The sequence below is a fragment of the Streptomyces sp. NPDC096046 genome (assembly GCF_040303285.1).
Taxonomy (GTDB): Bacteria; Actinomycetota; Actinomycetes; order Streptomycetales; family Streptomycetaceae; genus Streptomyces.
Genome location: NZ_JBEOSZ010000049.1, coordinates 1 through 13,498, shown reverse-complemented (window position 1 = coordinate 13,498; position 13,498 = coordinate 1). Strand labels below are relative to the sequence as shown.

At 72.8% G+C, this 13,498-nt stretch carries 14 protein-coding genes; 3 read left to right on the top strand and 11 right to left on the bottom strand.

Translation table 11 applies throughout. The annotated features are described in order from the left end of the window. Positions 1–4: 4 nt before the first annotated feature. A complete protein-coding gene (locus tag ABTX62_RS31035; RefSeq protein ID WP_352119283.1) occupies positions 5–991 on the bottom strand; it encodes an LLM class flavin-dependent oxidoreductase in 987 nt (328 codons plus the stop codon). Between the two features lie 126 nt (positions 992–1,117). Between ABTX62_RS31035 and ABTX62_RS31030 the strand changes: the two genes are divergently transcribed. Continuing rightward, on the top strand, positions 1,118–1,828 hold the full coding sequence (locus ABTX62_RS31030; protein ID WP_352119282.1) for a nucleotidyltransferase domain-containing protein: 711 nt from the start codon (positions 1,118–1,120) through the stop codon (positions 1,826–1,828). Here ABTX62_RS31030 and rpmF read toward each other — a convergent pair. The 3 genes from rpmF to ABTX62_RS31015 all read right to left on the bottom strand — a co-directional run bounded on the left by rpmF (position 1,811) and on the right by ABTX62_RS31015 (position 4,130). Further along, a complete protein-coding gene (gene rpmF / locus ABTX62_RS31025) occupies positions 1,811–1,981 on the bottom strand; it encodes a 50S ribosomal protein L32 (RefSeq protein WP_104786949.1) in 171 nt (56 codons plus the stop codon). The two genes, ABTX62_RS31030 and rpmF, sit on opposite strands and share 18 nt — an antisense overlap. A 119-nt stretch (positions 1,982–2,100) precedes the next feature. Continuing rightward, on the bottom strand, positions 2,101–3,696 hold the full coding sequence (locus tag ABTX62_RS31020) for a solute symporter family protein (RefSeq protein ID WP_352119281.1): 1,596 nt from the start codon (positions 3,694–3,696) through the stop codon (positions 2,101–2,103). Further along, entirely contained in the window at positions 3,690–4,130 is a 441-nt protein-coding gene (locus ABTX62_RS31015; RefSeq protein WP_352119280.1) for a DUF485 domain-containing protein, read from the bottom strand. Before ABTX62_RS31015 ends, ABTX62_RS31020 begins: the two co-directional genes overlap by 7 nt. A 432-nt stretch (positions 4,131–4,562) precedes the next feature. Between ABTX62_RS31015 and ABTX62_RS31010 the strand changes: the two genes are divergently transcribed. Continuing rightward, a complete protein-coding gene (locus ABTX62_RS31010; RefSeq protein ID WP_352119279.1) occupies positions 4,563–5,057 on the top strand; it encodes a phosphatase domain-containing protein in 495 nt (164 codons plus the stop codon). Between the two features lie 79 nt (positions 5,058–5,136). On the opposite strand, the gene ABTX62_RS31005 is transcribed toward ABTX62_RS31010, so the two are convergent. The 5 genes from ABTX62_RS31005 to egtA all read right to left on the bottom strand — a co-directional run bounded on the left by ABTX62_RS31005 (position 5,137) and on the right by egtA (position 9,858). After that, positions 5,137–5,352, bottom strand: a complete 216-nt coding sequence (locus ABTX62_RS31005) for a dodecin (RefSeq protein ID WP_283968569.1) — start codon at positions 5,350–5,352, stop codon at positions 5,137–5,139. A gap of 117 nt (positions 5,353–5,469) precedes the next feature. Next, the gene (egtD, locus tag ABTX62_RS31000) at positions 5,470–6,432 is read right to left on the bottom strand and encodes an L-histidine N(alpha)-methyltransferase (protein WP_352119278.1); all 963 of its coding nucleotides are present in this window, start codon (positions 6,430–6,432) and stop codon (positions 5,470–5,472) included. Next, on the bottom strand, positions 6,429–7,223 hold the full coding sequence (egtC, locus tag ABTX62_RS30995; RefSeq protein ID WP_352119277.1) for an ergothioneine biosynthesis protein EgtC: 795 nt from the start codon (positions 7,221–7,223) through the stop codon (positions 6,429–6,431). The genes egtD and egtC overlap by 4 nt, the downstream gene beginning before the upstream one ends. Continuing rightward, complete coding sequence (gene egtB, locus ABTX62_RS30990; protein ID WP_352119276.1) at positions 7,223–8,560, bottom strand: ergothioneine biosynthesis protein EgtB; 1,338 nt, start codon at positions 8,558–8,560, stop codon at positions 7,223–7,225. Before egtB ends, egtC begins: the two co-directional genes overlap by 1 nt. Next, positions 8,557–9,858 carry an ergothioneine biosynthesis glutamate--cysteine ligase EgtA gene (egtA, locus tag ABTX62_RS30985; protein ID WP_352119275.1) on the bottom strand — a complete coding sequence of 434 codons (1,302 nt, stop codon included), beginning with the start codon at positions 9,856–9,858 and terminating at the stop codon, positions 8,557–8,559. The genes egtB and egtA overlap by 4 nt, the downstream gene beginning before the upstream one ends. A gap of 292 nt (positions 9,859–10,150) precedes the next feature. Here egtA and ABTX62_RS30980 point away from each other — a divergent pair, with 292 nt between their 5' ends. Continuing rightward, positions 10,151–10,996, top strand: coding sequence for a TIGR02452 family protein (locus ABTX62_RS30980; RefSeq protein ID WP_352119323.1), 846 nt, complete (start codon positions 10,151–10,153; stop codon positions 10,994–10,996). Here ABTX62_RS30980 and ABTX62_RS30975 read toward each other — a convergent pair. Together ABTX62_RS30975 and ABTX62_RS30970 are read right to left on the bottom strand one after the other, a co-directional pair. Continuing rightward, on the bottom strand, positions 10,959–11,405 hold the full coding sequence (locus ABTX62_RS30975) for a type II toxin-antitoxin system PemK/MazF family toxin (protein WP_352119274.1): 447 nt from the start codon (positions 11,403–11,405) through the stop codon (positions 10,959–10,961). The genes ABTX62_RS30980 and ABTX62_RS30975 overlap by 38 nt on opposite strands. A 240-nt stretch (positions 11,406–11,645) precedes the next feature. Then, positions 11,646–13,091 carry an amidase gene (locus ABTX62_RS30970; RefSeq protein WP_352119273.1) on the bottom strand — a complete coding sequence of 482 codons (1,446 nt, stop codon included), beginning with the start codon at positions 13,089–13,091 and terminating at the stop codon, positions 11,646–11,648. Between the last annotated feature and the right edge of the window lie 407 nt (positions 13,092–13,498).

The following is a 13,498-nucleotide window of genomic DNA, read 5'->3' as shown; positions in this document are numbered from 1 at the left end:
GACTCTAACCGGAGGTGATCGCGGCCAGCCGCCGGTAGGAGTCCAGCAGGGCGTCACGGTCGTAGGTGCTGGTCGTGACGAGTACCTCCTGCGCGCCCGTCTCCTTCAGTACCGTCTCCAGCTCGTGCGCGACCTGCTCCCCGGTGCCGGCGATGTGCCCGGTCAGGCCGGACTCGTAGAGGTCGCGCTCCTTGCCGGTCATGGTGAGGGCCTCCACGCGCTCGGCGGGCGGCAGGGGCGGGAAGGTGCCGTGGGTGCGGGAGTACGCCATGGCCCAGGCCTCGGGGACCAGCAGCCGCCGGGCCTCGTCGGGGGTGCCGGCCACGGCGATGGTGCCGGAGATGACGACGTAGGGCCTCGCGGCCCAGGGGGAGGGGCGGAACCGGTCGCGGTAGAGGTCGATGCCGCGCCGCATCTTCTCCCGGTTCCTGAGGTCGCCGATGACCAGGGGCAGGCCCGCGCGTGCGGCGATGTCGGCGCCCTCCCCCATCGCCAGGACGAACGGCGGCACGCTCAGGCCCTCCGCGGGCCGGGCGTGGACCCCGGTGGGGGAGGTGCCCCGGAACCAGCCGAGCAGCTCGGTGAGCTGGGCCTCGAAGTCCTCGGCGTCGCCCTTGTCGCGGCCCAGCGCCCTGCGCACTCCGTCGGTGAAGCCGACGGACCGGCCGAGGCCCATGTCGATCCGCCCGGGGAACAGCGATTCCAGCACCCCGAACTGCTCGGCCACGACCAGCGGCCGGTGGTTGGGCAGCATCACCCCGCCGGTGCCGACCCGGATCGTGCGGGTCGCGCCCGCCACCGCGGCGGCCAGGACGGTCGGCGCGGAACCGGCGACTCCGGGCACGCCGTGGTGCTCCGAGACCCAGAGCCGGTGGTAGCCCAGCCGCTCCAGCTCCCGCGCCAGCCGCACGGTGTCGCGCAGGGCCTCGGGGTGGGTGTGCCCCTCGCGGGTGCGGGAGCGGTCGAGGACGGACAGGCGCACGGGTTCCATACCGGGTTCTACGCCGGGTGGGGCCGTCGGTATTCCGCCGCGGGGGGCATCCCCGGAAAACCGGGTGACCGCGTCCGGGCACGTCAGGACAATGTCACGGTACTCGGAAGCGAAAGGCGGCCGACCGTGACCGTCCCCAACGTCCTGCTCTCCGGCATCGTCGGATCGACCGCCTACGGCCTCGCCCGCCCGGGCTCGGACATCGACCGCCTCGGCCTCTTCGCGGCGCCCACCGAGGAGCTCCACGGTCTGCGCCGGCCGAAGGAGTCGCACGTCAGCACGGCACCGGACCGCACCCTGCACGAGGCGGTCAAATGGTGCCGGCTGGCCCTGGGCGGCAACCCGACCGCGATGGAGCTGGTGTGGCTCCCGGACGAGCTGTACGAGGTGCGCACCCCGCTCGGCGACGAACTCATCGCCATCCGCACGGCGTTCCTGAGCGCCAAGCGGGTCAGGGATGCCTACCTGGGCTATGCCACCCAGCAGTTCCGGCGGCTGGAGGCACGCGGTGACGCTTCCTTCTGCGCGGACACCCGCAAGCGCACCGCGAAGCACGCCCGGCACCTGAAGCGGCTGTGCGAGCAGGGCCTGGAGCTGTACACCACGGGCCGGTTGACGATCCGGGTCGACGACCCGGAGGAGTACCACGCCTTCGGCGAGCGGGCCGCCGCCGACCCGTCGGCCGCGCTGACCTTGCTCAGGCACTACGAGGCCGCCTTCGACGCGGGCCCGACGGCGCTGCCGGACGAGCCCGCCGAGGCGCCGGTCGAGGCGTGGCTGCGCCGGGTCCGCGCGCACTTCTGCACGGAGGCGGTGTGCTCAGCCGTCGGGGCGTAGCAGCCCGCGCTCGTAGGCCTTGACCAGGTTCTGCGGTACGAGGTGACGGACGCCGTCGACGGTGACCGGCACCAGCGCCGGCGTGGCCGCCTTCCACTGGGCGCGGCGGTGACGGGTGTTGCTGCGGGACATCTTCCGCTTCGGGACGGCCATGGGGACTCCTCCTCGGTGGGGCGGGCACCGAGGACGCTACATGAAAATGGAACCCATTAACAATGTGTGTCCCGGTGCCCGGCCGCTCCGCGGGCCGCCGTTGTCCCTGGAGGGACGTGTCAGTCGTCCGCGCCCACGAGCATCCGCACCTCGAACCGCTCGTGCGCGGCGGCCTCTTCGGCCGGGCCCTTGTCCAGCACCGTGCCGAGCCAGCCCAGCAGGAAGCCCACCGGGATGGAGACGATGCCGGGGTTCTGGAGCGGGAACCAGGCGAAGTCGGCCTCCGGATAGAACGAGCCCGGGACGGAGGAGACCACGGGGGAGAAGACCGCCAGCAGTACCGAGCACAGCAGCCCGCCGTAGAGGCTGAGCAGGGCGCCTCTCGCGCTGAAGCGCCGCCAGAACAGGGTGTAGATGATCGTCGGCAGGATCGCGGACGCCGCGATGGCGAAGGCCAGGAAGGCCAGCGTCGCGGTGTTCGCCCCCCAGGCGACGAGGGCCAGCAGGATCCCGAGGACGCCGATGACCACCCCGGACAGCCGGGCGACGGTCAGCTCCTCCGTCTCGCTCGCCCGGCCCTTGCGGATCACCTCGCTGTACAGGTCGTGCGCCAGGGAGGACGCCGCGGCCAGCGTGAGACCGACCGCCACGGCGAGCAGCGTCAGATACGCCAGGCAGGTCAGCAGGGCGGTGAGGACACTGCCGCCCAGCTCGTGGGCGAGCAGCAGGACGGAGGCGTTGCCGGTGCGGTCCGTGCTCTCGATGGTGTCCCGGCCGAGCAGCGCGGTGGCGCCCAGGCCCAGGATGCCGGCCCCCAGACAGACCGCGCCGACCAGACCGACGGCCCACAGCACGGAGGAGCGCAGCACACCGCTGTTGCGCGGGGTGAGCAGCCGCATCAGCACGTGCGGGAGGGCGGCGAGGCCGAGGACGATGGCCAGTTCGAGGCTGAGGAAGTCCAGCTTGTTGCTGACGGTGCCGCCGTAGCGCAGACCGGGTTCCAGGAAACTCAGGCCCGAACCGCTGCGCTCGGACGCCCTCTCCAGCAGGGCGTTGGGATTCCAGTCGAAGTGGTGCAGCACCCAGCCCGCGGTGAACAGCACGCCCACCAGCAGCATCACGGCCTTGATGATCTGGATGACCGTCGCACCGGGCATGCCGCCGAGCGAGGCGTACAGGATCACGAAGGTGCCGATCACGACCACGCACAGGGTGCGGGTGGTGCCGCTGGGCACACCGACGAACTGGGTCAGCAGGGCCACACCGCCGACGAGTTGGGCCACCAGATAGAGCGTGGCGATGGCGAGGACGCAGACCGCCAGGGCGACCCGCACCGGCCGCTGCCGCCGCGGCAGGCGCAGCGCCACCGTGTCGCCGAGCGTGAACCTGCCCGTGCGGTGCAGCGGTTCGGCGATCAGCAGCAGCACCATCATCCAGGCCACGGTGGTGCCGCCGAGGTACATCAGCCCGTCGTAACCGGTGAGTGCCACGAGGCCGGTGCTGCCGAGCAGGGTGGCGGCGGACAGGTAGTCGCCGCACATGGCCAGACCGTTGCGCAGCGGCGACAGGGCGCGGTTGCCGAGGTAGAACTCGCTGATCTCGTCGCGCTGGGGAGCCGTCAGCAGGGCCATGAAGAGGGTGATCACGACCACGGTGAGGAACAGGACGAACGTCAGCTGCAGGCTGCGGTCGTCGATGGCGGCGGCGGTCACCACGTGCGGAACCCCCTCGTTCCGTGCGGCTGTCCGGCCCCCTGTGCGGAGGCCGCCGACCGGGCGCGGCGGCTCTCCGTCTCGTGCAGCCGGGATCTCAGGCCGCGGGCGAGCGGATCGACCCGCATCCGCATGTGCCGGGCATAGCGCCACGCTGTCACGCCCATGATGACGAACTGCCCGAGACCGAGGGTGAGTCCGAGCGTGAGGCGGCCGAACAGCGGCTGGTTCATCACCTCGGGCACAAAACTCGACAGCAGCACATACAGCAGGAATCCGCCGACGGACAGGATCGTCGCCCGCAGGCCGAACCGACGCTGCGCACGACGCAGGGAGTGAAATTCGGGATGGTCGGATATGCGGGACGGTGGAGTACGTTCGATGTGCGGAAGCGGGAATGTGGGAGTGTCATCCCGCCGCGGTGAGAATTCGGGCACAGGCGCACCTTCTTCGCTGCATCGTGCCCCGCACTCGACCCCGTCGGGTCGGTGTCCGCGTCCGGTTTTCGGGCAGGGGGGAGCAATGCCGGACGCGCGATGGGGTGCGGGCTCGTGGGGGATTCGTGAATCCGAAGAACTCGCTGTTCGGATTCACGCGGACGGCCTCGGGGATTCTGTGTGGAGTCCCCTGACAGCCCCGGCCACGGGTGGTGGCGAGGCTGAAAGCGGAGTATGTCAGTGCTGTGCTTGAGCCATCAACTGCGTGGATGAAATGCCTTCGGCTCGTGGCTCGTTCACGCCCCCATGGCGGGTTGCCCCTCCTGCGACAGGCTGCGTGAAAAGGGCCGGTCGCCGAACGGTACGGACCATGCCCCGGTCCCGCCTGTCCCGAATGCGCTCGGCGCGCGCGGACCCCTTACGCTGGGCAGCGTGAGCGACGACCGCAGCAAGGCCCCGCTGGCCGTGTTCGACCTGGACAACACCCTCGCCGACGCCTCGCACCGGCAGAGCTTCCTGGAGCGCAGACCGAAGGACTGGGACGGGTTCTTCTCGGCGGCGACGCAGGACCCGCCGGTCCCGGAGGGCATCGCGCTGGTCGAGGAGAACGCGCGGGAGTGCGAGATCGTCTACCTCACCGGGCGGCCCGAGCGCTGCCGGCGCGACACGCTGGACTGGCTCGCCGCCCAGGGGCTGCCCGAGGGGCGCTTGTACATGCGGGGGGACACCGACCGGCGGCCCGCCCGGGTCACCAAGCGGGAGGTCCTGCGGCGCCTCGCCCGAACCCGCGAGATCAGGGTGTTCGTCGACGACGACGAGCTGGTCTGCGCGGACGCCCGGCGTGCGGGCTTCACCGTCGTGCGGGCCGACTGGGTGACCCGGTCCGCCGAGATGAAGGCGGCGCAGGAGAGGGAAGGGCGGACCTGAGGCCGGGAGCCGGCCCGGCCTCGGCGAGAGCGTCACCGGGACGGAGGGTCCCGAGACCGCCCGCCCCGGGTCCGCTCGCCTACTCGGACTCGTCGAGGCGGAAGCCCACCTTGAGGCCCACCTGCCAGTGCGCGATCTGCCCGTCCTCCAGCTGGCCGCGCACCTGCGTCACCTCGAACCAGTCCAGGTTGCGCAGCGTCTGCGAGGCCCGGCCGATGCCGTTGCGGATGGCCGCGTCGACGCCGTCGGGGGAGGTGCCGACGATCTCCGTGACCCGGTAGGTGTGGTTCGACATGCCGCTGCTCCTCTTCCAGTACCGGTTATGACACGCGTCCCTCCACCGTGCCCCACGCGGCGGCGAAGCGCGAGACGTCGTCTCCCGCCGTCGCCGCCGCCCCAGGGGTCACCGGTGTCAGCGCGCCACGCTCAGCGACAGCGCGAACCGCCCCTCACCGTCGGTCCACCAGTGGGTCAGGTCCAGTGCCGCCACGGACAGTTCGGCGCGTACGCCCTCCTGCCGGAACTTCGCCGACACCTCGGTCCGCATCTCCTCGCCCGCCGCGAAGTCCACGGTGAGGTCGAGCGCCGGCACCTTCACCGTCTGCGCCGTACGGGAACGCAGCCGCATCTCGATCCACTCGTGCCCGGCGTCCCACACCGCCACGTGGTCGAACGCGGCGGGCTCGAAGTCGGCGCCCAGCTCGCGGTTGATCACCGTCAGGACGTTCTTGTTGAACGCGGCCGTCACCCCGGCCCCGTCGTCGTACGCCCGGACCAGCACCGCCTCGTCCTTGACCAGGTCCGTGCCCAGCAGCAGGGCGTCACCCGGGGCGAGCAGGGCGCGTACGGACGCCAGGAACGCGGCGCGTTCGGCCGGCAGCAGGTTGCCGACCGTGCCGCCGAGGAACGCCACCAGGCGGGGTCCCGGCGTGTCCGGCAGGGTCAGTTCCGCCGTGAAGTCGGCGATCAGCGCGTGCACGTCGAGCCCCGGCCGCTCGGCGGCGAGCGCCTGCCCGGCCTGGGTGAGGGCGCTCCCGCTGACGTCGACCGGAACGTAGGTGTGCAGGTCCGTGAGGGCGTCGAGCAGGTGCCTCGTCTTCTCCGAGGAGCCGGAGCCGAGCTCGGCCAGGGTCCGGGCCCCGGTCGCCGCGGCGATGTCGCCGGAGCGCGTGAGGAGGATCTCCCGCTCGGCGCGGGTGGGGTAGTACTCGGGCAGTTCCGTGATCTTCTCGAACAGGTCGCTGCCGTGCGCGTCGTAGAACCACTTCGGCGGCAGGGTCTTGGGGCGGCCGGTCAGACCCCGGTGGACGTCGGCGCGCAGCGCGGCGTCCGTGGCGTCCTCCGCCAGGGTGCGGGTGAGGTGGAACGGGCTCACGTACGGGGCTCCTTCGGCGAGGGGGAGGGCACGGCGACGTCGGTCGGCTCCTTCAGCGGCGTGAGCAGCACGTCGGTGCGGCTCGCCGCCAGCAGGGTGCGGTCGGGAACCTCCCGCCAGTGCGGATCGTCGTCGTAGGGCTCGGAGGCCACGACGGTGCCGCCGCCGGGCCGGGTGAGGTACCACAGGGCGTCGCCCCAGGCGGTCGCGGTGATGGTGTCGCCGTTGGTGAGCAGGAGGTTGAGCCGGGAACCGGGGGCCGCGGCGGCGACCTCCAGGACCGTGTCGGCCATCGCCTGGCCCTCCTCGTCACCGCTGCGCAGCCGCGCCAGGACCAGCGCCCACACGAGCGCCGAGTCGTTGCGGGCCTCCAGCGACAGCAGGTCCTCGTGCGGCAGCGTCCGGGACACCGCGGCCAGCGAGCCGGGCCAGCCCTTCACCGCACCGTTGTGGCTGAACAGCCAGGTCCCCGCGGCGAACGGGGCCGCCGCGGCCTCCGCGTCCGCGCCCGACAGGGTCGCGTCCCGCACCGCGGCGAGCAGCGCGCTGGACCGGACGACCCGGGCGAGATCGGCGAACGACAGGTCGGCCCAGATGGGCCCGGCCCGGCGGTAGCGGGCCGGTACCGGGTCGCCCGGCGCGTACCAGCCGACACCGAAGCCGTCGGCGTTGACCGTCCCGTACCGCTGGTGCCGGGGAGCCCACGACTGCCGGTACAACCCGTGCGGGGGGTGCACGAGGAGGCTGCCCAGCGGCTCCTCGGGCCCCACGTACGCCACATGACGGCACATCAGACGTCCTCCGACCGTGCCGTGCGGAATCCGGAGAAGATCTGACGCCGGACCGGGTAGTCCCAGTTGCGGAAGGTGCCCCGGCAGGCCACCGCGTCCACCGCGAACGAACCGCCGCGCAGCACCTTGTACTCGGGCCCGAAGAAGACCTCCGAGTACTCCTTGTACGGGAACGCCCGGAACCCCGGATAGGGCAGGAAGTCGCTGGCCGTCCACTCCCACACGTCGCCGATCAACTGCCGTACGCCGAGCGGCGACTCACCGGCCGGGTAGCTCCCGGCGGGCGCCGGACGCAGGTGCCGCTGGCCGAGGTTGGCGTGCTCGGGTCCCGGGTCGGCGTCACCCCACGGGTAGCGCATCGAGCGGTCGGCCGCCGGGTCGTGCCGGGCCGCCTTCTCCCACTCGGCCTCCGTGGGCAGTCGGCGTCCCGCCCAGCGGGCGTAGGCGTCGGCCTCGTACCAGCACACGTGGAGCACCGGCTCGTCGGGCGGGACGACCTCGGTGACGCCGAAGCGGCGCCTGAGGAACTGCTTCCCGTCGCGCCGCCAGAACAGCGGGGCGTCGATGCCGTGCTGCTGGATGTGCGCCCAGCCGTCGGCCGTCCACCACCGCGGGTCGCGGTAGCCGCCGTCCTCGATGAACGCCCGGTAGGCGCCGTTGGTGACCGGGGTCGTGTCGATGTGGAAGGGCGCCACCTCGCGCCGGTGCGCGGGGCGTTCGTTGTCCAGGGCCCACGGTTCGCCGGAGGTGCCCATCGTGAACGGACCGCCCGGCACGAGGACTTCGGACGGACCGGTGAACAGCGGCACCGGATCCGGGTCGGGCGCCGTCAGGGCCTGCGGGCCCGTGCGCAGCTGATGGGTGATCAGCATCGTCTCGTCGTGCTGCTGTTCGTGCTGCGCGATCATCCCGAAGGCGAACCCGGCCTCCGTCAGCCGCGTTCCGTGGAACGCGGCCCGCTCCAGCACGTCCAGCGCCCGGCCGCGCACCTCGGCCGCGTAGGTCCGCGCCTCGGCCGGTGACAGCAGGGGCAGCTTCGGCCGCTCGGCGCGCGGGTGCTCGAAGGCGTCGTAGAGGCCGTCGATCTCCGGGCGTATCGCCTCGTGCCCGGCGACCGTCCGCAGCAGCCACTGCTCCTCCTGGTTGCCGATGTGCGCGAGGTCCCAGACCAGCGGCGACATCAGCGGCGAGTGCTGGGCGGTCAGGTCGGGATCCTCCACGCAACTCGTCAGCAGGGTGGTGCGGTCGCGGGCCACGACGAGTGAGGCGACCGCCCGCTCACGGAGCACCTCGGGGTCGAGGGTCGCGGGGTCGACAGCGGGATCGGTGTCGGTCATGGGCGGAAGTCCTTCCCGTGGGCGCGACCGTCCGTGCCGCGCTGTCGGTCGAGCAGGTCGTCGGCGGGGCAGCGGCCCAGGACGACATAGCGGTCCAGATAGGCCGTGACGGCCTCGACGACCTCGGGTGCGGCGCCGAGCCGGGGCAGGGCGTCCAGCGCTGTCGTGAAGCAGGTGACGGCCACCTCGCGCAGTTCAGCGTCGGCCAGGCCGGTGCGGGCCGCGTCGAGCCACAGCGGGTTGTGCGGCGCGGGCAGCCCCAGCGTCCGCTCGGCCAGCGGCTTCACGGCCCGGTAGACGGTCTCGGTGGCCTCCGGGTCGTCGAAGAGCGCCGCCGTCACGGCGAGCGGCACGATCCAGCCGTCGTCGCCGGGCTGTGCGTCGATCATGCGCAGTTCGAGGTGGCCGCGCGGTCGGACCGGCGGGAACAGCGTCGTGACGTGGTAGTCGAGATCCTCCCGGGTGGGCGGCCGGGGCGCGCCCGTGCGGATCCAGTCCCGGAAGGTGAGCCCCTCGGGGACGTCCCAGGGCCCGCCGTCCTGCCGTACGCACATCACGGGGGCGTCCAGCACGTGCCGGGCCCAGGCGCCGCGCGGATCGGTGTCCAGCCGCGGTCCGCCCGCCCGGCCGGCGCCGATCCGGGTCCACGCGAGCTGCCGGGTGGACCGCCAGCCGGTCGGCCGGTGCCCGGCGAGCGGGGAGTTGGCGAACGCGGCGACCAGGACGGCGCCCAGATGGTGGGCCAGCCACCAGCGGCGCACCAGGCCCTGCGGCCCGGGCTCCTCGTGACCGGCGTCCAGGCACACCTGCACGGAGGCGGAGGCGCACATCATGGCGCGGCCGGCGGGACCCGTGCGGTCCAGAGATGTCTCCATGGCGTCGTAGCGCGGTGCGCGCAGGAACCGGCGGGGTTCGTGCCAGGGATCGTGGCCGAGGCCGACGAGCGTGAGGCCGTCCTGGCGCAGGACCGCGCGGACGGCGTCGAGGTCGGCGGAGACGGTGCTGACGACTTCCGTCAGCGAGGCGGCGGGGGGCGAGCTCAGCTCCAGCTGGCCGCCCGGTTCCACGGTGAGCGCCGACCGCAGGGACAGCGGTCGCAGTGCCGCGTAGGCCGCTTCGAGTCGTTCGGGTGTGACGGGGAGCCGCGGTTCGCGCAGCTCGTGGACGAGCCATTCCACCTCGACACCGAGGCGGCGTGGTGGGCCGGTCTTGAAGCAGATGCCGCGGACCAGAGCCTCGACCTCGGCTTCGGACAGTGACGTGCGTGGCCGGGTACAGCCACGTGTCGAATCGGACATTGCGGGATCCTCCTGAGATTCCACCATGCCACCGGTCCGGGCTCTTCCGCGGCCCGGATCGGGATCACTCGTCCCACCCAAGACGCTCACGGCGCTCGGCACAAGGGGGCGAAGTGGGACGTTCCGGGGCGGTCATACGCTCCGGCCCGGCGTTTCCCGGCGCTTTCCCCCGTGTTTCCGCGACGGCGAAAACTCCGTTGCGCCGGAGATCCCGCATCACCCACCATGCGTGCGTGAGTACGACAAGAAAGGCCGCGCGGCGCGTGGTCACGGCGCGTACGGGGGTCACGCCGTGAGCGCGCGCCTGCGCGGTATCGCGCGGCAGACCGAACAGATCGTCGCGGCCGGGGCCTACCGCGCGCCGGACGGGCGCGAGGTCTCCATCGCGGCCGAGTTGTCGGCGGCGCGCGAGGGCACGCGCCTGTACGGGCCGGAACCCGTGCCCGTGCCCGCCGATCGGGTGACGGGGACGCTGAGGACGCTGGTGGAGGTCACGGGTGAGAGCAGCCTGGAGGCCGCCCGTCGGCTCGGCGGGCGCGTGGCGGTGCTGAACTTCGCCTCGGCCCGCAACCCCGGCGGCGGCTACCTGAACGGCGCTCAGGCCCAGGAGGAGGCCCTGTGCCGGGCCTCCGCGCTCCACACCTGCCTCCTTCAGGCCCGCGCCTTCTACGACCACCACCGCGCCCACCGCGACCCGTTCTACACGGACCGTGTCATCCACTCACCGGGGGTGTCCGTGTTCCGCGACGACCGCGGCGGCCTGCTGGCCGAGCCGTACACCGCCGGCTTCCTGACCTCTCCCGCGCCCAACGCGGGGGTGGTGAAGCGCACGGCGCCCGAACGGGCCGCGGAACTGCCGCGGGCCCTCGCGGCGCGCGCCGAACGCGTCCTGGAGACGGCCGCGGCCCACGGATACCGACGGCTCGTGCTGGGCGCCTGGGGCTGCGGGGTGTTCGGCAACGACCCCGCGCAGGTGGCACAGGCGTTCCGGGTGCTGTTGGTGCCCGGCGCCCGGTTCGCACGGACTTTCGGGCACGTGGTGTTCGGGGTCCTGGACCGGACGCGGGACCGCGCGGTCCTGGGAGCCTTCGAGCAGGCGTTCAGCTCCAGCCGTGGCGCTCCTGCAGGCGGCGCCTGACCAGGTTGAAGCGCATGCGGTCCAAGGCGCAGGCCTCCCGACGCATACCGTCCTCGTGCAGACGCAGCACCCGGTCCACATCGACCCACGAGTCCCGGCCCGTCCGGTCCCAGGGCCCACCGCCGATCGGCACCCACTCCCGGTCGCCGTCGTGCCGCTTGCTCGACAACTGCACCGCCAGGAAGGTGCCGGCCGGCTCGCGGGCGACCACGAGCACCGGGCGGTCCTTGCCGCGGCCGTCGTTCTCTTCGTAGGGCACCCACGTCCAGACGATCTCCCCGGGGTCCGGGTCGCCGTCGTGCGCGGGGGAGTACTCCGTCCGCACCCGGCCCACCTGGCGCGGGTCGGCCTGGACGGTGGCGGAGGGGCCGTGACGGCCCGGGACGTTCTCATCGGTGTACGCGGTCACGGGGGCACCCTAGAGGCGGCCCCCGTGCTCACGCCCGAAGGGTCACCTGTCGTCCCTCGGGAGCTTCTGGACCTGCCCGTTGAGGGTGGAGATGTCCTGCGGTGCCCGCTGTCGCGCCGGTGTGTCTCCGGCTCGGCCACCCGCGTCATCTCATCGACCGAGCCGGGTCCGGTCGTTCCGGTGACCCGGCCCATGAGCCCGGCCATCGACGCGTCCGCCATGAGGACGGCCCGCGGTCGCTCAGGCGGCGGCGGAGCGCGCCGTGACCGGCGGTGACGGCCACTTCTCGGCCCAGCGCAGCTCCGCTTCCAGTTGCGCGGCCACCTGCACGAGCAGGGGCTCGCTGTTGGCCGGGCCCAGCAACTGGGCGCCGACCGGCAGGCCGTCCGGTGTGAAACCGGCGGGCACGTTGACGCCGGGCCAGCCCAGCACGTTCCACGGCCAGGCGTACGGGCAGGCCGCGATCATCGCCCGGTCGGTGGCGAACCCGCTGAGTTCGAGCAGGGCACCGATCCGGGGCGGGGGAGCGGCGGTCGTGGGCGCGAGGACCACGTCGTACGAGGTGAAGAAGGCGCCGATCCGCCGGTGCAGCACGGTCTCCGCACGCCGGGCCACCCGCAGCGGGGCCCCGCCGAGCAGCCGGCCCAGCCGAGCCGCGTCCCGGGTGCGCCGGTCCAGCAGCGCCGGGAAGGGCGCCTCGCCGACGCGCTCGGCGATCCCGGCCGTGGCCCGCGGCACGAAGGTCAGCCCGATCTGCCCGTAGGGCGGGTCCGCCTCCTCGACGCAGTGGCCCAATGCGGCCAGCCGCTCGGCCAGTTCGACCACCCGGGTGCGCACCTCGGGCAGGAGCCGGGCGGGCACCGCGGTGAAGGGCGGTTTGAGGGAGAGCGCGATGCGCAGCCGCCCGGGGTCGCGGCCGACGGCCCGGGACACGTCCAGGGCCGGGGGCCGGTGCGGGTCCCGCGCGTGGTTGCCGCTCGCCGCGTCCAGCAGCAGAGCCGCGTCGGCGACCGAGCGGGCGAGGGTGCCGTTGACGGTGATGCCCTGGAAGGACTCGCCGCGGGGCCAGGTCGACACACGGCCGCGCTGAGGTTTGATGCCGACCAGGTGGGTCCAGGCGGCCGGGATCCGCACGGAGCCGGCACCGTCCGAGCCGAGTGCGGCGGGCACGAGCCCGGCGGCGACCGCGGCGGCCGAGCCGCCCGAGGAACCGCCGGGTGTGTGGTCCGTGCTCCACGGGTTGCGGGTGGCGCCGAAGGCCGGCCCCTCGGTGAAGGGCCACTGCCCGAACTCGCAGGTGTTGGTCTTGCCGACGATCACGGCTCCGGCCGCGCGCAGCCGCCGGACCGCCTCGCCGTCCTCGGCCACCGGCGGGAACTCGCCGCAGCAGCCGAACGCGGTCGGTTCGCCGGCCACGTCCATGTCGTCCTTCACCGCGACGGGGACTCCGAGCAGCGGCCGGTGCCCGCTGTGCGAGGCCGCCTCCCGGTCCGCGGACAGTTCCCGGTCGGCGGCGTCGGCCTCGGCGAGCGCGGCCTCGGTCCGGACGATCCTGAAGGCGTTGAGGTCGGACTGGGTCGCCTCGATCCGCGCCAGCGTCCGCTCGACCAGCGCCCGCGACGTCACCTCCCCGGCGGCCAGCGCACGGGCGGTCTCCGTCAGGCCTTCGCAACGGTCGAGCGTCATCGGACACCTCCGGAAGCGGCTTGTCTACCGAACGGTAACGTCCGGTGGCCGGTGGTGGAATCCCGGCGACAGGGCTGGACGTTCTCCCGCCGGCCACATCTTCCTCACTGGGCACATCGTCCCCTGCTCAAACCATTGACGCCTCTCCGCTTCGCCCTTACGTTCTGAGCCCCCCCCTTCTGATCGATTGGCCGAACTGTGTTCGGTATATCGAACCTGTCCTAGGGAGAGCCGCCCGTGACTCCACACCCCGCTGCTGCGTGCCCTGGCCGCCCTGCCCGCCTCGGCGCTCCTGCTCGGCGAAACCCCCGGGCACCGGCGCGGGTACGCCAGCGTATGCCGTCTATCAACTGCCGCTTGGTGTGCACCGGTGGCCGTCCAGCCTTCTTGCCGACCGGGAGCAACGG

Excerpts from the sequence above, each read along its gene's own strand:
- ABTX62_RS31035 (WP_352119283.1), bottom strand. The coding sequence starts at position 991 with ATGGAACCCGTGCGCCTGTCCGTCCTCGACCGCTCCCGCACCCGCGAG.
- rpmF (WP_104786949.1), bottom strand. The coding sequence starts at position 1,981 with ATGGCCGTCCCGAAGCGGAAGATGTCCCGCAGCAACACCCGTCACCGC.
- ABTX62_RS31005 (WP_283968569.1), bottom strand. The coding sequence starts at position 5,352 with ATGTCGAACCACACCTACCGGGTCACGGAGATCGTCGGCACCTCCCCC.
- egtC (WP_352119277.1), bottom strand. The coding sequence starts at position 7,223 with ATGTGCCGTCATGTGGCGTACGTGGGGCCCGAGGAGCCGCTGGGCAGC.
- egtB (WP_352119276.1), bottom strand. The coding sequence starts at position 8,560 with ATGACCGACACCGATCCCGCTGTCGACCCCGCGACCCTCGACCCCGAG.
- egtA (WP_352119275.1), bottom strand. The coding sequence starts at position 9,858 with ATGTCCGATTCGACACGTGGCTGTACCCGGCCACGCACGTCACTGTCC.
- ABTX62_RS30970 (WP_352119273.1), bottom strand. The coding sequence starts at position 13,091 with ATGACGCTCGACCGTTGCGAAGGCCTGACGGAGACCGCCCGTGCGCTG.